Annotated in this window: 20 protein-coding genes and 2 tRNA genes; 17 read left to right on the top strand and 5 right to left on the bottom strand. The window is 67.9% G+C overall.

The genetic code is table 11. The annotated features are described in order from the left end of the window. Positions 1-36 precede the first annotated feature (36 nt). Together pgsA and AC07RV_RS13655 are read left to right on the top strand one after the other, a co-directional pair. Complete coding sequence (gene pgsA, locus AC07RV_RS13650) at positions 37-603, top strand: CDP-diacylglycerol--glycerol-3-phosphate 3-phosphatidyltransferase (protein WP_057590401.1); 567 nt, start codon at positions 37-39, stop codon at positions 601-603. Continuing rightward, positions 600-1484: a DMT family transporter gene (locus tag AC07RV_RS13655; RefSeq protein ID WP_093343038.1), complete on the top strand. Its 885-nt coding sequence runs from the start codon at positions 600-602 to the stop codon at positions 1482-1484. Before pgsA ends, AC07RV_RS13655 begins: the two co-directional genes overlap by 4 nt. A 17-nt stretch (positions 1485-1501) precedes the next feature. On the opposite strand, the gene AC07RV_RS13660 is transcribed toward AC07RV_RS13655, so the two are convergent. Then, entirely contained in the window at positions 1502-2449 is a 948-nt protein-coding gene (locus AC07RV_RS13660) for a LysR family transcriptional regulator (RefSeq protein ID WP_208512132.1), read from the bottom strand. 70 nt (positions 2450-2519) lie between these two features. On the opposite strand from AC07RV_RS13660, the gene AC07RV_RS13665 reads away from it, so the two are divergent. The 6 genes from AC07RV_RS13665 (at position 2520) to AC07RV_RS13690 (ending at position 7922) form a co-directional block, all read left to right on the top strand. Then, the gene (locus tag AC07RV_RS13665; protein ID WP_093343034.1) at positions 2520-3434 is read left to right on the top strand and encodes an alpha/beta fold hydrolase; all 915 of its coding nucleotides are present in this window, start codon (positions 2520-2522) and stop codon (positions 3432-3434) included. Continuing rightward, positions 3431-4516, top strand: coding sequence for a tartrate dehydrogenase (locus AC07RV_RS13670; RefSeq protein WP_093343032.1), 1086 nt, complete (start codon positions 3431-3433; stop codon positions 4514-4516). Before AC07RV_RS13665 ends, AC07RV_RS13670 begins: the two co-directional genes overlap by 4 nt. 232 nt (positions 4517-4748) lie before the next feature. Further along, positions 4749-5021, top strand: coding sequence for an HU family DNA-binding protein (locus AC07RV_RS13675; RefSeq protein ID WP_007830705.1), 273 nt, complete (start codon positions 4749-4751; stop codon positions 5019-5021). A gap of 38 nt (positions 5022-5059) precedes the next feature. Continuing rightward, a tRNA-Val gene (locus tag AC07RV_RS13680) sits at positions 5060-5135 on the top strand. Between the two features lie 76 nt (positions 5136-5211). After that, positions 5212-7131 carry a SurA N-terminal domain-containing protein gene (locus tag AC07RV_RS13685; protein WP_093343030.1) on the top strand — a complete coding sequence of 640 codons (1920 nt, stop codon included), beginning with the start codon at positions 5212-5214 and terminating at the stop codon, positions 7129-7131. A gap of 116 nt (positions 7132-7247) precedes the next feature. Continuing rightward, positions 7248-7922 (top strand): histidine phosphatase family protein, encoded by a 675-nt coding sequence (locus tag AC07RV_RS13690; protein WP_093343028.1) that lies wholly within the window; start codon positions 7248-7250, stop codon positions 7920-7922. Between the two features lie 15 nt (positions 7923-7937). Here the strand turns inward: AC07RV_RS13690 and AC07RV_RS13695 are convergent, their stop codons facing one another. Then, positions 7938-8270 (bottom strand): hypothetical protein, encoded by a 333-nt coding sequence (locus AC07RV_RS13695; protein WP_093343026.1) that lies wholly within the window; start codon positions 8268-8270, stop codon positions 7938-7940. A 25-nt stretch (positions 8271-8295) separates the two neighbouring features. Further along, positions 8296-8544 carry a GlsB/YeaQ/YmgE family stress response membrane protein gene (locus tag AC07RV_RS13700; RefSeq protein WP_093343024.1) on the bottom strand — a complete coding sequence of 83 codons (249 nt, stop codon included), beginning with the start codon at positions 8542-8544 and terminating at the stop codon, positions 8296-8298. A 204-nt stretch (positions 8545-8748) separates the two neighbouring features. Between AC07RV_RS13700 and AC07RV_RS13705 the strand changes: the two genes are divergently transcribed. The 3 genes from AC07RV_RS13705 to AC07RV_RS13715 all read left to right on the top strand — a co-directional run bounded on the left by AC07RV_RS13705 (position 8749) and on the right by AC07RV_RS13715 (position 10259). Beyond that, positions 8749-9402 carry a YbhB/YbcL family Raf kinase inhibitor-like protein gene (locus tag AC07RV_RS13705; RefSeq protein WP_296778117.1) on the top strand — a complete coding sequence of 218 codons (654 nt, stop codon included), beginning with the start codon at positions 8749-8751 and terminating at the stop codon, positions 9400-9402. A 77-nt stretch (positions 9403-9479) separates the two neighbouring features. Then, positions 9480-9555: transfer RNA gene (locus AC07RV_RS13710), tRNA-His, on the top strand. A gap of 356 nt (positions 9556-9911) precedes the next feature. Further along, positions 9912-10259: an H-NS histone family protein gene (locus tag AC07RV_RS13715; protein ID WP_093343020.1), complete on the top strand. Its 348-nt coding sequence runs from the start codon at positions 9912-9914 to the stop codon at positions 10257-10259. Positions 10260-10370: 111 nt separating this feature from the next. Here AC07RV_RS13715 and AC07RV_RS13720 read toward each other — a convergent pair whose 3' ends face one another. Continuing rightward, on the bottom strand, positions 10371-11357 hold the full coding sequence (locus AC07RV_RS13720) for an NADPH:quinone oxidoreductase family protein (RefSeq protein WP_057590318.1): 987 nt from the start codon (positions 11355-11357) through the stop codon (positions 10371-10373). Between the two features lie 130 nt (positions 11358-11487). Here AC07RV_RS13720 and surE point away from each other — a divergent pair, with 130 nt between their 5' ends. From surE to rlmD, 5 genes are read left to right on the top strand one after another with little or no spacing between them, the layout of a single operon-like run. Beyond that, on the top strand, positions 11488-12246 hold the full coding sequence (gene surE, locus AC07RV_RS13725) for a 5'/3'-nucleotidase SurE (RefSeq protein WP_093343018.1): 759 nt from the start codon (positions 11488-11490) through the stop codon (positions 12244-12246). Between the two features lies 1 nt (position 12247). Continuing rightward, complete coding sequence (locus AC07RV_RS13730; protein WP_208512137.1) at positions 12248-13039, top strand: protein-L-isoaspartate(D-aspartate) O-methyltransferase; 792 nt, start codon at positions 12248-12250, stop codon at positions 13037-13039. Positions 13040-13050: 11 nt separating this feature from the next. Beyond that, positions 13051-13965, top strand: a complete 915-nt coding sequence (locus AC07RV_RS13735; protein ID WP_093343014.1) for a peptidoglycan DD-metalloendopeptidase family protein — start codon at positions 13051-13053, stop codon at positions 13963-13965. A gap of 4 nt (positions 13966-13969) precedes the next feature. Then, entirely contained in the window at positions 13970-14983 is a 1014-nt protein-coding gene (locus AC07RV_RS13740; protein WP_296778112.1) for a sigma-70 family RNA polymerase sigma factor, read from the top strand. 51 nt (positions 14984-15034) lie between these two features. Continuing rightward, positions 15035-16483 carry a 23S rRNA (uracil(1939)-C(5))-methyltransferase RlmD gene (rlmD, locus tag AC07RV_RS13745; RefSeq protein ID WP_296778109.1) on the top strand — a complete coding sequence of 483 codons (1449 nt, stop codon included), beginning with the start codon at positions 15035-15037 and terminating at the stop codon, positions 16481-16483. A gap of 92 nt (positions 16484-16575) precedes the next feature. On the opposite strand, the gene AC07RV_RS13750 is transcribed toward rlmD, so the two are convergent. Then, entirely contained in the window at positions 16576-17277 is a 702-nt protein-coding gene (locus AC07RV_RS13750) for a Bax inhibitor-1/YccA family protein (RefSeq protein WP_093343010.1), read from the bottom strand. A 180-nt stretch (positions 17278-17457) separates the two neighbouring features. On the opposite strand from AC07RV_RS13750, the gene AC07RV_RS13755 reads away from it, so the two are divergent. Next, positions 17458-17865 (top strand): GlcG/HbpS family heme-binding protein, encoded by a 408-nt coding sequence (locus AC07RV_RS13755; RefSeq protein ID WP_093343471.1) that lies wholly within the window; start codon positions 17458-17460, stop codon positions 17863-17865. The last annotated feature ends 53 nt before the right edge of the window (positions 17866-17918 follow it).

Raw genomic sequence — 17918 nt, forward strand, 5'->3', positions numbered from 1 at the left:
TCGAATCCATCGTTTTCGCGTGACACAATCGAGCGCATGTTCTGGACCCTGCCGACCATCATGACCTGGACGCGCATCGTCGCGATCCCCCTGATCGTCGGCGTGTTCTACCTGCCCATCGCCGACCCGATGCGCAATGTGATCGCCACGGTCATGTTCATCGTGTTCGCGGCCACCGACTGGCTCGACGGCTTCCTGGCGCGCAAGCTCAACCAGACCTCGGCCTTCGGCGCCTTCCTCGACCCGGTGGCCGACAAGTTCCTGGTCTGCGCCTCGCTGCTGGTGCTGGTGCACCTGAACCGGGCCGACGTGTTCGTGGCGCTGATCATCATCGGCCGCGAGATCGCGATCTCGGCGCTGCGCGAATGGATGGCCCAGATCGGCGCCAGCAAGAGCGTGGCGGTGCACATGATCGGCAAGGTCAAGACGACGGTGCAGATGGTCGCGATCCCGTTCCTGCTCTACGACGGGCAGCTGTTCGGCTTCATCGACACCGGCCTGTGGGGCCAGTGGCTGATCTGGGTCTCGGCCGTGCTCACCGTGTGGTCGATGGTCTATTACCTGCAAAAGGCCATTCCCGAGATCCGGGCCCGGGCCAAATGAGCGCCGCCTCAGCCCGCGAGGCGGGCTGGTTGCGGGCCATGCCCGCGGTCTTCGTGCTGATCTGGAGCACGGGCTTCATCGTCGCGCGCTACGGCATGCCGCATGCGCCGCCCTTCAAGTTCCTGGCCGTGCGCTTCGTGCTCTCGTTCCTCTGCTTCGGCCTGTGGGTCGCGCTGGCGCGCGTGGCCTGGCCGTCGACCCGGGCGCAGTGGGGGCACCTCGCGGTCACCGGCATCCTGATGCAGGCCGGCTACCTCGGCGGCGTCTGGGCCGCGGTGCGCGCGGGCATGGGCTCGGGGCTGGTCGCGCTGCTGGTCGGTATCCAGCCGGTGCTGACCGCGATCTGGATGTCCTTCAACGGCGGGCGCGTGTCGCCGCGGCAGTGGCTGGGCTTGGCCCTGGGTTTCGCCGGGCTGGTGCTGGTGGTGTGGCGCAAGCTGGGCGACGGCTCGGAGGTCAATGCCGAGACCATGAGCCTGGCACTCATGGCGCTGGGGGCGATCACCGCAGGCACTCTCTATCAGAAGCGCTTCGTCGCGCCCTGCGACGTGCGCAGCGCCAGCGCGGTGCAGATGGCGGCGGCCGTGGTCGTGACCTTGCCGTTCGCACTGCTCGAGCCCGAGGCCATCGCGTGGAACGCGCATTCGATCGGCGCGATGGCCTGGTCGGTGCTCGCGCTCTCGCTGGGTGGGAGCTCGCTGCTTTACATACTGATCCAGCGCGGCACCGCGACCGCGGTCACGAGCCTGCTCTACCTGGTGCCGCCTTGCACGGCCCTCATGGCCTGGCTGCTGTTTCGCGAGCAGATCACGCTGGCCACGCTGCTGGGCACGGCGCTCACGGCGGTGGGCGTGAGCCTGGTGGTGCGCGCGGCCCGCTGAGGCGCGAGGGCGTTCGCCTAGCGCGCTGGCTTCCAGGGCTCGCCGCGAAAGCGTTCGGCCAGGTGGTCGACCAGCAGCCGCACCCGCCGCGGCGTCTTCGGCCGCCAGGGCGCGATCCAGTGGATGTCGGCATCGGGCATCGCGTACTGCGGCAACACCCGCACCAGCGCGCCCGAGGCCAATTGCGGCGCGATGTCCCAGAGGCTGCGCAGCATGATCCCGTGGCCCGCCAGGCACCAGTCGCGCACCATCTCGCCCGAGTTGCTCGACAGCGGCCCCTGCACCCGCACGCGCGCCGTGCTGCCGTCGCGGCCGTGCCGCAGCGACCACAGCGCGTATTCCTGCCGGTGGATCTCGCCGTTCTCGCGCGCGACCAGGCAGTCGTGCGTGGCCAGGGCCTCGACGCTGGCCGGCGTGCCGCGGCGCGCGAGGTAGGAGGGCGCGGCCGCCAGAACGCGCTGGTTGCGCGCGATGCGGCGCGAGACCCAGTCCGAGGCGTGGCGCTGCTGCACCGCCCACAGCCACAGCGCACCGTCGTAGCCTTCGGCGCCGAGGTCGGGCAGGCGCTCGGTCAGTTGCAGCTCGATGCGCAGGGCCGGGTGGCCAGCCTGGAACTCCGCCAGGGCCGGACCGAGCCAGCGCCGGCCGAAGCCGAAGGTGGCGGCCAGCCGCACCGCGCCCGTGAGCTCGTTCTGGCGCTCGCCGAGTTCGCCCTCGAGCGCCGCGAAGCCTTCGAGCAGCTGCTTCGCATGTCGGCACACGGCCTCGCCCTCGGCCGTGACGCTGAGCCGCCGCGTGGTGCGGTCGAACAGCCGCTGGCCGAGCCGCGCCTCGAGCGCGCCGAGCCGCTTGGTGACCACCGAGGGCACGACGTCGAGCGCGCCGGCCGCGCCCGCGAGGCTGCCGTGTTCGCGGATGGCGAGCGCCAGTGCCAGGTCGCCGCGCTCCAGTGCCAGTGAATTCATGCCAGAACGGAAAGTATGAATTGGCCGATTGTTGCTTGATGGACCCGGGTGCGCAACGCACAATCGCCGCGTGACCGCCTCCTTCCTCGACTTTCCCGTCTTCGACATCGAACGCGATGGCGTGCGCGTGCATGGCCGCATCGGCGGCAGTGGGGCACCCCTGCTGTTGCTGCACGGACACCCGCAGACGCACGCCATCTGGCACCGGGTCGCGCCCGCGCTGGCCGAGCGCTTCACCGTGGTGGCGATCGACCTGCGCGGCTACGGCGATTCGGGCCGGCCTGCCGCCGATGCCGCGCACGAGAACCACAGCAAGCGCGCGATGGCGCTCGATGCGCTCGCGGCGATGCGCCACCACGGTTTCGAGCGCTTCGGCGTGCTCGCGCACGACCGCGGCGCGCGCGTGGCGCACCGGCTCGCGGCCGACCATCCGGCGGCGGTCGAGCGCATGCTGCTGCTCGACATCGCGCCCACGCTCGCCATGTACGAGCACACCTCGGAAGCCTTCGCGCGTGCCTACTGGCACTGGTTCTTCCTGATCCAGCCGCCGCCGCTGCCCGAGGCGCTGATCGCCTCCGATCCGGTGCGCTACGTGCGCAGCGTGATGGGCGGGCGCCACGCGGGGCTCGCGCCCTTCGCGCCCGAGGTGCTCGCGGAGTACGAGCGCTGCGCGGCCATCCCGGGCAGCGCCGAATCCATCTGCGAGGACTACCGCGCCTCGGCCGGCATCGACCTCGATCACGACCGCGCCGACATCGCCGCGGGCGCGCGGCTCGCGATGCCGCTGCGCGTGCTGTGGGGCGCGCACGGCGTGGTCGGACGCGCCTTCGACGTGCTGGCGCTGTGGCGCGAGCGCGCCGACCGGGTCGAGGGGCATGCGCTGCCCTGCGGCCACTACGTTCCCGAGGAGGCGCCGGGCGAACTGCTCGCCGAGGCACTCGACTTCTTTGCACCGCTCATCCCATCGGAAGGACCCAGACCATGACCACCCACAGAATCGCAGTCATCGCCGGCGACGGCATCGGCAAGGAAACCACGCCCGAAGGCGTGCGCGTGCTCGATGCGGCGGCGCGCAAGTTCGGCATCGACCTGAAGTTCGACCACTTCGACTTCTCGAGCTGGGACTACTGCGAGAAGCACGGCAAGATGCTGCCCGACGACTGGAAGGACCAGATCGGCGGCCACGACGCCATCTTCTTCGGCGCGGTCGGCTGGCCCGAGAAGATCGCCGACCACATCTCGCTGTGGGGCTCGCTGCTGCTGTTCCGCCGCGAGTTCGACCAATACATCAACCTGCGTCCCGCGCGCCTGATGCCCGGCATCGTCGCGCCGGTGGTGCGCCGCGACGGCTCGCCGCGCCAGCCCGGCGAGATCGACATGTACATCGTGCGCGAGAACACCGAGGGCGAGTACTCGAGCATCGGCGGGCGCATGTACGAAGGCACGCCGCGCGAGATCGTGGTGCAGGAAACCGTGATGTCGCGCGTGGGCGTGGACCGCGTGCTCAAGTTCGCGTTCGAGCTCGCGCAGTCGCGGCCGAAGAAGCACCTGACCAGCGCCACCAAGTCGAACGGCATCTCGATCACCATGCCCTACTGGGACGAGCGCGTGGCCGAGATGGCGAAGGCCTACCCGGGCGTGACGCTCGACAAGTTCCACATCGACATCCTCACCGCGCACTTCGTGCAGCGGCCCGACTTCTTCGACGTGGTGGTGGCGAGCAACCTGTTCGGCGACATCCTGTCCGACCTGGGACCGGCCTGCACCGGCACCATCGGCATCGCGCCGAGCGCCAACCTCAACCCCGAGCGCACCACGCCCTCGCTGTTCGAACCGGTGCATGGCTCGGCGCCCGACATCGCGGGCAAGGGGATCGCCAACCCGATCGGCCAGATCTGGTGCGGCGCGATGATGCTGGAGTTCCTCGGCCACAAGGACGCGCACGACGCGATCCTGTCGACCATCGAGAAGGTGCTCGCGCCCGGAAGCGGTGCGCCGCGCACACCCGATATCGGTGGCAAGGCGAGCACCAGCGACCTCGGAAAAGCGATCGCCGAGGCCTTGTGAGACAGCTGCGGCCCCGGCGGAAAAAGGTCTTCGCGAAACGCCCCTAGAATCGCGCGCTCCGCTGCGCCGCACGGGCTGATGTCGTATTGACACCCCGCAGGCCAGTGGTTGTAATCCCCGATGGCAGCGCGCTGCCGGGGCGTCAGGCCTGCCAAGCTTCTGCGTCGCACCACGTCGCGACCGACTCGCCAGCCGACGAAAGCCGACCAACTTTTTTCTACAAGGGGCCCTTGTGAACAAGACCGAACTGATTGAGCACATCGCAAAGAACGCCGATATTTCCAAAGCAGCCGCCACGCGCGCGCTCGAATCCACCATCGGCGCCATTCGTACAACGCTCAAGAAGGGCGGCTCCGTGTCGCTCGTCGGTTTCGGTACTTTTGCAGTCGGTAAACGTGCGGCCCGTACGGGTCGCAATCCTCGCACCGGCGACGCGATTAAAATCAAGGCCGCCAAGATTCCGAAGTTCCGTCCCGGCAAGGCCCTCAAGGACGCGTTGAACTAAGTCGACGACGAGAACTCGGAAGAAAAGTATTCCCGGTGGGGTGCTTAGCTCAGCTGGTAGAGCGGCGCCCTTACAAGGCGTAGGTCGGGGGTTCGAGCCCCTCAGCACCCACCACCACCCGATGCAAAGGCGAACAACGGTTCGCCTTTTTTATTGCCGTCCGACAGCCACCGCATGAGAGTGTTCAAGCATGTTTGATTTCTTCCGCAAGTACAACAAGATCATGATGATTGTCTTGTTCTTGCTGATCATCCCGTCGTTCGTGCTGTTCGGCGTCGAGCGCTACCAGGGCTTTTCCAAGGACGAGGCCGTCGCGCATGTCGATGGCGCCAGCATCACGCGACCCGAATGGGATGCGCAGCATCGCGTGGAAACCGACCGCATCCGCCAGCAGTCGCCCAACGTCGACCCGCTGGTGCTCGACTCCGATGCGCTGCGCTACGCCACGCTCGAGAAGATGGTTCGCGACCGCGTGCTGACGGTTGCGGCCAACAAGGCCAACATGACGGTCTCCGAGGAACGCCTCTCGCGCATCTTCGCGCAGGATCCGGGCCTCGCGACCTTCCGCACGCCCGAGGGCAAGTTCGACCGCGACGCCTTCCAGCGCGTGACCGGCCGCACCCCCGAGCAGTACGAAGCGTCGATGCGCGCCGAGCTCGCCACGCAGCAACTGCTGCTGGGCGTGTCGGGCACCACCTTCACGCCGCCCGCGCTGGCCGCCGCCACCATCAATGCGTTCTACGAGCAGCGCGAGATCCAGGTGTCGCGCTTCGCGCCCGAGGGCTTCGCGTCGAAGGTCACGGTCAGCGATGCCGACATCGAGACCTACTACAAGGACCACACGTCGCAGTTCCAGGCGCCCGAACAGGCGAGCATCGAGTACCTGCTGCTCGACCTCGAAGCGGCCAAGAAGAACGTGACGGTCAACGAGGCCGAGCTCAAGAGCTACTACGACCAGAACACCTCGCGCTTCGGCACCAAGGAAGAGCGTCGTGCGAGCCACATCCTGATCACCGCGGCCGCCAGCGCGCCGGCGGCCGATCGCGCCAAGGCGAAGGCCAAGGCCGAGCAACTGCTGGCCGACGTGCGCAAGGCGCCCAACACCTTCGCCGATGTCGCGCGCAAGAACTCGCAGGACCCGGGCTCGGCCGAGAAGGGCGGCGACCTCGACTTCGTCACGCGCGGCGCGATGGTCAAGCCTTTCGAAGACGCGATGTTCGCGTTGAAGAAGGGCGAGATCAGCAACGTCGTCGAGACCGAGTTCGGCTATCACATCATCCGCCTGGACGACATCAAGCCGGCCGTGGTGCCTCCGTTCGAGCAGGTGCGCGCCACCCTCGAGAACGACTACCGCGCCCAGCAGGCCACGCAGGAGTTCGCCAAGGCTGCCGAGACCTTCACCGATGCGGTGTACCAGCAGCCCGACAGCCTGAAGCCGGCGGCCGAGAAGCTCAAGCTCACGATCCAGACCGCGACCAACATCGGCCGCACGGCCGCGCCCGGTGCGACCGGACCGCTCGCGAGCCGCAACTTCCTGAGCGCGCTGTTCTCGCCCGATTCGCTGAGCCGCAAGCAGAACACCGAAGCGATCGAGGTCGGCACCAACCAGCTCGCCTCGGGCCGCGTGACCCAGTACTCGGCCGCGCATCCGATTCCGCTGGCCGACGTGAAGGACAAGATCCGCGCACAGCTCGTCACCGAGCGCGCGGCAGCCCTTGCGAAGACCGAGGGCGAGGCCAAGCTCGCGGCCTGGACCACGAAGGCCGACGGCGCCAACTTCGCGGCGCCCGTCACCGTGTCGCGCATCGATGCGAAGGCGCAGCCGGGCGTGGTGGTCGAGGCCGCGCTGCGCGCCGACGCCGGCAAGCTGCCGACCCTGGTCGGCGTCGACCTCGGCACGCAGGGCTATGCCGTGGTGCGTGTGACCAAGGCCGTGCCGCGCACCGCGCCGACGGCGGAAGTCGCCAAGCAGGAGAACGCGCAGGTCGGCCAGTCGATCGCCGCCGCCGAAGACGCCGCCTACTACAACCTGCTGAAGGACCGCTACAAGGCCGAGATCCTGGTGCCGCGTCCCGCGACCGACGGACTGCCGTTCGCCGGCGCACGCTGACCGGGTCGCGCCGCGAGGCGCTTCCTCTTCCCTTCGCGGGCCGCCTTGTGCGGCCCGTTGCTTTTTCCGTCTCGCGTGGGACAAGCGCCGCGGTCGCTTCTTGCCAGAATCCGCGCATGGGAACTCTCTACCTCGTGCGCCATGGCCAGGCCAGCTTCGGCGCGGCCGACTACGACCACCTGAGCGAACTGGGCCACAGGCAGTCCGTGCGGCTCGGCGAGTACTGGCGCGAGCGCGGCATGCGTTTCGACGCCGTGATCACCGGCACCTTGCGCCGGCATCGGCAGACCTGGGAAGGCATCGCGCAGGGCCTCGGTCTGACGCGCAACGACGTGCTGCCATGGCCCGGCCTCAACGAGTACGACAGCGAGGCGGTGATCGCGACCATCCACGAGGGCAAGCTCGAGAAGCCCGATTCGCCCGAGATGTACCGGCATCACTTCCGCCTGCTGCGCGAAGGGCTGGGCGCGTGGATGCAGGGGCGCACGAAGCCGGTCGGCATGCCCAGCTACGTGGACTTTCTCGCGGGCGTGACCACCGCGCTCGATCACGTGCGCGACAAGCACCATGGGGCCAAGGTGCTCGTGGTGTCGAGCGGCGGGCCGATCAGCACGGCGGTGGGCCATGTGCTGGGCACCAGCGCCGAGACCACGATCGAGCTCAACCTGCGCATCCGCAACTCGTCGGTGACCGAGTTCGCCTTCACGCCCAAGCGCCACATGCTGGTGACTTACAACACGCTGCCGCATCTCGACGGGCCGGCGTACGAGGACTGGGTTACCTACTCCTGAAGCGCGCCTTCGCGCTCAGGCCTGCCAGACACCGTAGCCCGCCTTGCGCAGGGCGATGCCGAGCTCGACCTCCATCGAGCGCGCGTCTTCGTAGTTCATTGGGTTGTAGCGCTCGTAGAGCGCGGGCAGCAGGTGCAGACCGTAGTCCTGCACGAAGCTGTTGGCCTGGATGCCGGCCTTGTGCTTGTCGAAGCGGATGTCGGGATCGAGCCCGGTCATGCCCACGTAGACGAAGGGCTTGCCGAGCTGGTAATCGGGATTGGCGCGCCGGAAGCGGCCGATGTTCCAGACGCGGTCGTCGAGCTCGACCACGTAGACATGGTGGTGCGCGCGGGGTTTGCGTGGCATCGGCCCCGCCGGATGGCCTGGCGGCTCAGCTCTTGCGCTTGATGAGACCGTAGAGGATCAGCAGCACGATCGCGCCGAGCACCGACGCGATGAAGCCGGCGCCCTGGCCGGCGGTGTACCAGCCGAGCGACTGGCCTACGTAGGTGACGATCAGCGAGCCCGCGATGCCGATCAGCGTGGTGACGATGAAGCCCGCGGAGTCGTCGCCCGGCTTGACGGCGCGTGCCACCAGACCTACGACGAAGCCGATCAGGATGGTCCAGACGATGCTCATGAGTGATCCCTTTGGTTCGTGAATGAAGCGGCGCCCGCATGGCAGGGCGCGGCCATGATAGCGGCCGGATGCGCCGCGCGGGCGCTGCGAAAGCGCGTACCGGCGAATCGGGATGCAAGGCTGCGCAATTTGGCGCCGCTGGCTGCGGCCGGCCCGCTGTGGCGTCCTACAGGGCTGCGGCGAACGGGGCGCTATACCCTTGGCATGCTCGAAAAGTTGCCCGAAGTCATCGGCCAAGCCCTGCACGGCGTGCGTGCCGGCCTGGACAAGATCGTTTTCAACACGCTCGGCCTGCGCGAAGGCATGGCCACTATTTCGCTGACCAGCGTGGCCTTTGCCGATCACGCGCCGATTCCGCCGCGCTACACGGCCGATGGCGAAGGGCTGTCGCCGCCCCTGCAGTGGGAGGGCGTGCCGCAAGGCACCGCCTCGCTGCTGCTGGTGGTGGAGGACGCGGATTCGCCCACGCCGAATCCGCTGGTGCATGCCATCGTCGTCAGCCTGCCGCCCGGCGACACCCGGCTGGTCGAGGCGGCGCTGCCGAGCCAGGGCAACGAAGGGCAGGACACGGTGCATGCCGGGCGCAATTCCGGGCTGCAGGCAGCCTGGCTGCCGCCCGATCCGCCGCCCGGGCACGGCGTGCATCGCTATGCCTTCCAGCTGTTCGCGCTCGACCGGGCACACGAGTTCTCGGTGGCGCCCGGGCGGGACGAGGTGGTCGACGAACTGAAGGCACATGCGATCGCCAGCGGCCTGCTGATCGGCACCTTCGAGCGATCGGACGGTTCGATCCGGCAGAAGGACGCCGCGCACGAGGAAGCGCCAGTGGCGCCTTCCGGCCCGCTGGCGGCGGGTTGAGTGGGTCGCGCGCATCATTCTTTCAAACCGGGGTCGGGCGCGCGGCTTTTATGGCTATAATCGTGGACTCTATTACGGTGGCTGTAGCTCAGCTGGTAGAGTCCCAGATTGTGATTCTGGTCGTCGTGGGTTCGAGTCCCATCAGCCACCCCATATGAATTCCGAAGAAACGGCCCTGGAGCGATCCAGGGCCGTTTTTCTTTTGGGGCGCGGCTATAGCGCCTTTTGCATGCAATGCTGGGTCGGGCATTTCTTTCCTGCTTCCGAATAGGCGCGAGCGAGCCGAAACGGGCCGTGGCGGTACCGCGGCATTCAATTTTTTCGCTCCGCCATTGCAGCCGAGCGTTCAAAACCCTGGCCCGGCCTTCGATCTTGCCCAGGAACGGGGCGTTTTACCCCCTCGGCTGTTGTAAAACGCCAAGCGGCCCGGATTTTTCTGCTCGGGTTTGCTCAAAATCAATTGCAAACTGAATTAAACTGCGGGCGTTTTCATTTACAGGAGTTCGCCAATGGCCTCGACGCTCGCAGATATCAATTCCCAGATCCAGAAGCACGACGAACAGATCGCGCAATTGCGCAAGCAGGCCGAAGAACTGCGCAACCATGAACGTGCCGGGGTGATCGAGGAGATTCGCAAGAAGATCGCCGACTATGGTCTGACCGCGTCGGATTTGAAGCTCTCGGCCGGCCGTGCCGTTTCCGTCAAGCGCGCCGCCAGCACGCCGGCGCCCAAGGCCGCCGCCAAGTACCGCAGCCCGACCGGCGAAACCTGGTCCGGTGGTCGTGGCCGCAAGCCGCGCTGGGTGACCGAGGCGCTGGCCGCCGGCAAGTCGCTGACGGATTTCGAGATCAAGTGAGCGTGGTGCGCGAACACGCGCTGGCCGACTCCGCAATAAAAAAGCCCGCATGCGCGGGCTTTTTTATTGCGTGCATGGACACCCGTCTCGTGATGCCCAGCTCCGTGGCGATCAGTTCACCATCACGAGCTTTCCCTTGACGCCACGCGAGCCCATGTGCGCGTAGGCGGCTTTCAATTCGGCCATCGGCATCGTGCTGTCGATCACCGGCTTGATCTTTCCCTGGCCATACCATTGCGCCAATTCGGCCATCATCTGCGCGTTGGCCTTCGGCTCGCGCTTGGCGAAATCGCCCCAGAACACGCCGACCAGCGACGCGCCTTTCAACAGCGTGAGGTTCAATGGCAGCGAGGGAATCGGACCCGACGCAAAACCCACGACCAAATAGCGGCCGCGCCATCCGATCGAGCGAAATGCGGGTTCCGCGAAATCGCCGCCGACCGGGTCGTATATGACGTCCGGGCCTTTGCCGTCGGTCGCGGCCTTGATGGCATCCCTGAAACCGTTCGGCAGCGCATGCGTGGTGTAGTTGATCGTCGCATCGGCACCGATCGAGCGGCACAGCTCGCATTTCTCGTCGGTGGAAGCCGCCGCGATCACCTTGGCGCCGGCCGCCTTGGCGATCTGGATGGCCGCCGTGCCCACGCCGCCCGCCGCGCCGAGCACCAGCACGGTTTCGCCGGCCTTGAGCTGCGCGCGGTCCATCAGGGCGTGCCACGAGGTCGCGTAGATCATGATGAAGGCGGCCGCGTCGACATGGCCGAAGCCTTCGGGCAGCGGCATGCACAGTGCCGCGGGTGCCAGCGTGTGGGTGGCGAAGCCGCCGGTGCCCGAGAGGCAGGCGACGTTCTGGCCGACCTTGAGGTGCGTGACGCCTTCGCCCACGGCCTGGACGATCCCCGCGTACTCCGAGCCCGGCACGAAGGGCAGCGGGGGCTTCATCTGGTACTTGTTCTGCACGATCAGCAGGTCGGGGAAATTCAGGCTCGCGGCCCGGATCTCGATCAGCACCTGGCCCGGGCCGGGTGTCGGCGTGGGCAGCTCTTTCCAGGTGAGCGCGTCGACGCCGACGGGGTTCTCGCAAAGCCATGCGTGCATGCTCGGTCTCCTTCGAAACGGGTAGTAATGTTGAGGCAATGAAGCGCGCGATGATAGGCGTCGCCCTCGCGTGTCCTTGTCCCTGCTGCGACGCACCCGACGCCTACAATCCGTTGCACCGCACCGCATCATGAAGATACTCATTTCCAACGACGATGGCTTCCAGGCGCCAGGCATCGTCGCACTGCACGACGCGCTCAAGGATCTGGCCGACGTCGAGGTGGTGGCGCCCGAGCACAACAACAGCGCCAAGTCGAACGCGTTGACGCTGGCCGCACCGCTCTACGTCCACACCGCGCACAACGGCTTCCGCTACGTGACCGGCACCCCGGCCGACTGCGTGCATATCGCGCTCAAGGGCCTGCTCGGCTACCGGCCCGACCTCGTGGTCTCGGGCATCAACAACGGCGCCAACATGGGCGACGACACCATCTATTCGGGCACCGTCGGCGCGGCCATGGAGGCCTACCTGTTCGGCATTCCCGCGATCGCGTTCTCGCAGATCGAGAAGGGCTGGGCCCATGTCGACGCGGCGGCCCAGGTGGCGCGCCGCCTGGTGCAGCGCATCGAGCGCGAGCGCATGCTCGAGGGCGGCGCCTTTCTTTTGAACGTCAACGTGCCGAACCGGCCGTTCGACGAGCTCAAGCCGGTGAAGGTGTGCCGCCTGGGCCGCCGCCACGCGGCCGAGAAGGTCATCACGCAGGAAAGCCCGCGTGGCGACACGATGTACTGGATCGCCGGCGCGGGCAGCGCCAAGGACAGCGGCGAGGGCACCGACTTCCATGCCACGGCCGAGGGCCACGTGGCGCTGACGCCGTTGCAGATCGACCTGACCGACCACGCCAACCTGGGCCAGTGGCGCGACGCGGTGGTCCGGCTCGCCGACTGACATGGCGACCCAACGGCCTGGATTTCCGGCTCGCCTCGCGCCCACCGTCTCGGCCTCGACGCCGGCTTCGTCCGCGCTGCGCGGACGGCAGCCCGCCGTGCCGCCTAAGCCGCCGGTTCCGTCGACGCCATCGATGGCCTCCGACGCGGTGCGCGCGCGCATGGTGCAGAAGCTGGCCGCGCAGGGGATCTCGGATGCGCGCGTGCTGCGCGCCATGGGCGCGGTCGAGCGGCATCGCTTCGTCGACAGCGCGCTGGTCAACCAGGCCTATGAAGACACCAGCCTGCCGATCGGACTGGGCCAGACCATCTCCAAGCCCAGTGTCGTTGCGCGCATGATCGAACTTTTGCTCGCGGCCCCGGCTCTGAGTGGCAAGCCGCAGGACCGTCTGGGGCGCGTGCTCGAGATCGGCACCGGCTGCGGCTACCAGGCCGCGGTGTTGAACCACGTGGCCACGGAGGTCTACAGCATCGAACGGTTGCGCGGCCTGCACGAGCGGGCACGGACCAATCTGCGGCACTTCCGGCTCGCCACGGTTCACCTGATGTTCGGCGACGGCATGGTCGGCTATGCCAAGGGCGCGCCTTATGCGGGCATCATCGCCGCCGCCGGTGGCGAGGCGGTGCCCGAAGCCTGGATCGAACAGCTCGCGGTGGGGGGGCGGATCGTCGCGCCGACGCACTCGGCGAAGGGCGGCCAGGCCCTCGTCGTGATCGACAAGACGGCCCGCGGTCTCGAGCGCCTCATTCTTGAGGCGGTTCACTTTGTCCCCCTAAAATCGGGCGTTGCTTGAAGGAATAACAAATGCAGGGTTTTGGCAATCGGAGTTGGTACGCTGGCGTCACGTTGGCCGTCGTGCTCGTGATCGCGGGGTGTTCCACGCCGCGCGGCCCGGCACCGGTCGAAGACCGCGGCACGATGACCCGCGCCCCCGGCGCGGCCGCGCCCGTTCCCGGCGGTCCGACCATCACCACCGATGCTTCGGGCAAACCGCTGGCCGGCATCGAGAACTTCGGCAAGCCGGGCTACTACGCCGTGCGTCCCGGCGACACCATCCGCCGCATCGCCAACGACACCGGCCAGACCTGGCAGAACCTCGTTCGCTGGAACAACCTCGACAACCCCGACCTGATCGAGGTGGGGCAGGTGCTGCGCGTGATCCCGCCCTCGGGCCCGGGTTCCACCGTAGCCGCCGCGCCGTCGGCGCCGAACGAGAACGGCGTCGTCACCAAGCCGGTGACGCCGCAGCCCGCGGTCGTGCCTGGCGCGGCCGCGAGCGGTGCCGCCGCTGCGGGCACCAAGCCGCCGGTCACGGCTTCGCCCTCGAGCCCGGCTGCATCGGGTGGCGACGAAGACATCGGCTGGATCTGGCCCGCCCATGGCTCGCTGATCGCGGGCTTCGACGATGCCAAGAACAAGGGCTTCGACATCAGCGGCAAGGCCGGCGACCCGGTTCTGGCCGCGGCCGATGGCCGCGTGGTGTACGCGGGTGCGGGCCTGCGCGGCTACGGCAACCTGATCATCCTGAAGCACAACAACACCTACCTCACGGCCTATGCGCACAACCAGACGCTGCTCGTGAAGGAAGACCAGTCGGTCCAGAAGGGCCAGAAGATCGCGGAGATGGGCAGCAGCGATGCCGATCGCGTGAAGCTGCACTTCGAGATCCGTCGCCAGGGCAAGCCGGTCGATCCGGCGCGCTACCTCCCGAACCGGTGATGCCATGGCCGGTTCCCGCCCCCGTCGCACGCTGCCCGTGCGCCGGTCGGCGGGCAGCACGGCCGAAGCGGTACCCGGCGGTGATGCCTCACCGCCTGTCTCTTCCCCCGATGGCCTGATCGCGCCCGAACCGAACGCCGAAGCGCTCGCGCGCATCGGCGACGACACGGCCGACGCGCTCACCGTCTACCTGCGCCGCATCCGGCGCACCGAGCTTTTCACCCCCGAGCAGGAATACGCGGCCGCCTGCGCCGCGCGGGCTGGCGACTTCGCGGCGCGCCAGTCCATGATCGAGCACAACCTGCGGCTCGTGGTCAACATCGCCAAGGCCTACCTCAACCGCGGCGTGCCGTTCTCCGACCTCATCGAGGAGGGCAACCTCGGCCTGATGCACGCGATCACCAAGTTCGAGCCCGAGCGCGGCTTCCGCTTCTCGACCTATGCGACCTGGTGGATACGCCAGTCGGTCGAGCGCGCGTTGATGACCCAGTCCCGCACGATCCGCCTGCCGGTGCACATCGTGCGCGAGTTGCAGCAGGTGCTGCGCGCGCGCCGCACGCTCGAGGGCGATCCCGAGTTCCTCGCGCGCCGGCCCGACGGGGTGCGCGTGGAAGACGTGGCGGCACTGCTGGGCTCGGACGTGCAGTCGGTGGCCGACCTGCTGGCGCTGGCCGAGGCGCCGCGCTCGCTCGACGCGGGCGAGTCGCATGGCGAAGAGAGCTACGCGCTGTCCGACTCGGTCGCGGCCGACAGCGAGGAGAGCGATCCCACGGGCGCGACGCAGGCGCACGAGGTCGAGCGCCTGCTCGACAGCTGGGTGGCCGCGCTCGATGCGCGCGAGCGCGAGGTGCTCGAAGGCCGCTACGGCCTGCACGACCGCGAGCCCGAGACGCTCGAGGTGCTCAGCGTGCGGCTGGGCCTGACGCGCGAGCGCGTGCGCCAGATCCAGAACGAGGCGCTCGCGAAGATGCGGCGCCAGCTCGCGCGTTCGGGCGTGGGGCGGGACGCCTTGTTCTAGCCCTGCCGGGTTCCGCGCGAGGGCCTCTTCCCACGCTGAGACAATCGGGGCATGACGGAATCCATCAAGAAAGATAAATCCCCCACGGACACCCCCACGAACGCCGGCGGCGAATGGCTGCACGTGGAATCGCTGGACCTCGATGCGCAGGGCGTGGCGCACAAGGCCGACGGCATGGTCGTGTTCATCGAGGGTGCGCTGCCCTTCGAAGAGGTGCAGCTCAACGTGCATCGCCGCAAGAACAACTGGGAGCAGGGCACGGTCACGCAGATCCGGCGCGAGTCCTCGCAGCGCGTGCGGCCCGGCTGCCCGCACTTCGGGCTGCACACGGGCGCCTGCGGCGGCTGCAAGATGCAGCACCTCGACGCCGCGGCGCAGGTGGCGGTGAAGCAGCGCGCGCTCGAGGACAACCTCTGGCACCTCGGCAAGGTCCGCCCCGAGAACCTGCTGCGTCCTCTCGAGGGCCCGGCCTGGCACTACCGCTACCGCGCGCGGCTGTCGGTGCGCCACGTGGTCAAGAAGGGCACGGTGCTGATCGGCTTTCACGAGCGCAAGAGCCGCTACCTGGCCGACATGCAGGTCTGTCCCGTGCTGCCCAAGCAAGTCAGCCAGATGCTGATGCCGATGCGCGCGCTGATCGCCTCGCTCGACGCGCGCGACACCTGCCCGCAGATCGAACTGGCCTGCGGCGATGCGCCGGGCACCCAGGCACTCGGCACCATCGCGCTGGTGCTGCGGCACCTCGAGCCGCTGTCGGCTGCGGACATCGAGCGCCTCAAGGCCTTCGCCGCGAAGAACGAGCAGGTGCAATGGTGGCTGCAGCCCAAGGGGCCCGACACGGTGCGGCTGCTGGAGGAGGGCGGCACGCCGCTAGCCTACGGGCTGCCCGAGTTCGGCGTGACGATGCCGTTCCGGCCCACCGACTTCACGCAGGTCAATCCCCACATCAACCGGGCACTCGTGGGCAAGGCGCTGCGCCTGCTCGACGTGCAGTCCGACGAGCGCGTGATCGACTGGTTCTGCGGCCTCGGCAACTTCACGCTGCCGTTGGCGAGCCGTGCGCGCGAGGTGCTGGGCATCGAGGGCAGCGACACGCTGGTGACGCGGGCCACCGAGAACTTCCACAAGAACCAGCCCGCGACATCCGCGCGGCGCGCGCTGTCGCCGGCGTCGTTCGTGGCGCGCAACCTGTTCGAGATGACGCCCGAGATGCTGGTCGCCGACGGGCAGGCCGACAAATGGCTGGTCGACCCGCCGCGCGAGGGTGCCTTCGCGCTGGCCAAGGCCATGGCCGACCTGCACCAGCAGCCCGAGCTGCGCACCGGCGGCTGGACGCCGCCCAAGCGCATCGTCTACGTGAGCTGCAATCCGTCGACGCTGGCGCGCGATGCCGGCTTGCTGGTGCACCAGGCCGGCTATCGCTGCACGCACGCGGGCGTGGTCAACATGTTCCCGCACACGGCGCACGTGGAGTCGATCGCGGTGTTCGAGCGCGAATGAGGCGGGCCTGACGCCGCAATGAGAAAGGGCCCCGAAGGGCCCTTTCTTTTTTTCATCGATCGATGGCCGTGGGGCCATCGAAAGAGGAAGCGTCAGTCGCGTTCGCCGCCCGCGAGGCCCAGCAGCGCGAGCAGGCTCTGGAACACGTTGAACAGGTCGAGGTACAGGGCAAGGGTCGCGCTGATGTAGTTGGTTTCGCCGCCGTCGATGATCTGCTTCAGGTCATAGAGCATGTAGGCCGAGAAGATGCCGATGGCGGCGACCGAGATCGCGAACATGCCGGCGGTCGAGCCGACGAACACGTTGATGACCGCGCCGACCATCAGCACCATCGCGCCGACGAACAGCCACTTGCCCATGCCCGACAGGTCGCGCTTGATCACGGTGGCCAGCGAGGCCATCACGAAGAACACGCCGGCGGTGCCACCAAAGGCCGTCATGATCAGTTCGGGACCGTTCTTGAAGCCCAGCACCATCGAGATCAGGCGCGAGAGCATCAGGCCCATGAAGAAGGTGAAGGCCAGCAGCACCGGCACGCCGGCGGCCGAGTTCTTGGTCTTCTCGATCGCGAACATGAAGCCGAAGGCACCGCCGAGGAAGACGATGAGTCCGAGGCCGCCGGTCAGCGAACGGGTGATGCCGGTCTGCACGCCCAGCCAGGCGCCCAGCACGGTGGGAAGAAGGCTCAGCGCCAGCAGCCAGTAGGTGTTGCGCAGCACGCGTTGGCGGTCAGCCTGCGGCAGCACCTGGCCGTAGCCGGTGGAAGTGTCGAGGGTTGTAACGCGGTCGTTCATGGCCGAAGCTCCTGTGGTTGCTGCCGTAGCAGTTGGGCGCATTCTAGAAGTCTGCAAGAGCGCGGCCCGCAAAGACCGTATGGGGGGTGTTCCTTAGACGGCGCGCCGTCCGACAGGGGGAGGCCGCGTGGCGGGCCGGTATGCTCTGGGGTTCGACGCAACAAGACTTTGATCACCATCATGCAAACCAAATCATTCCTTGAACTCGCCGATGTCAAGCTGATCGCCGCCGCCGCCGAAGCCGAGGCGCTCAAGAACAACTGGGCCGTGACGATCGCCATCGCAGACGACGCGGGCAACCTGCTGTGGCTGCAGCGCCTCGACGGCGCGGCCGCGCTGTCCTCGCACATCGCACCGGCCAAGGCCCACACGGCCGCCCTGGGCCGCCGCGAGAGCAAGGTCTACGAGGACATCATCAACGGCGGCCGCACCGCTTTCCTGACGGCACCGCTGGTGCACGGCCTGCTCGAAGGCGGCGTGCCGATCGTGAAGGACGGCCACGTGATCGGTGCCGTGGGCGTGAGCGGCGTGAAGTCGAACGAGGATGCGCAGGTCGCCAAGGCCGGCATCGCGGCTCTCGGTCTCTGAGCTGCCGCACGGGCGCCTCGGCGCCCTGCACGAACGAAAACGCCGACTCGAGA

Source organism: Variovorax sp. GW821-FHT09B01, from assembly GCF_059418345.1.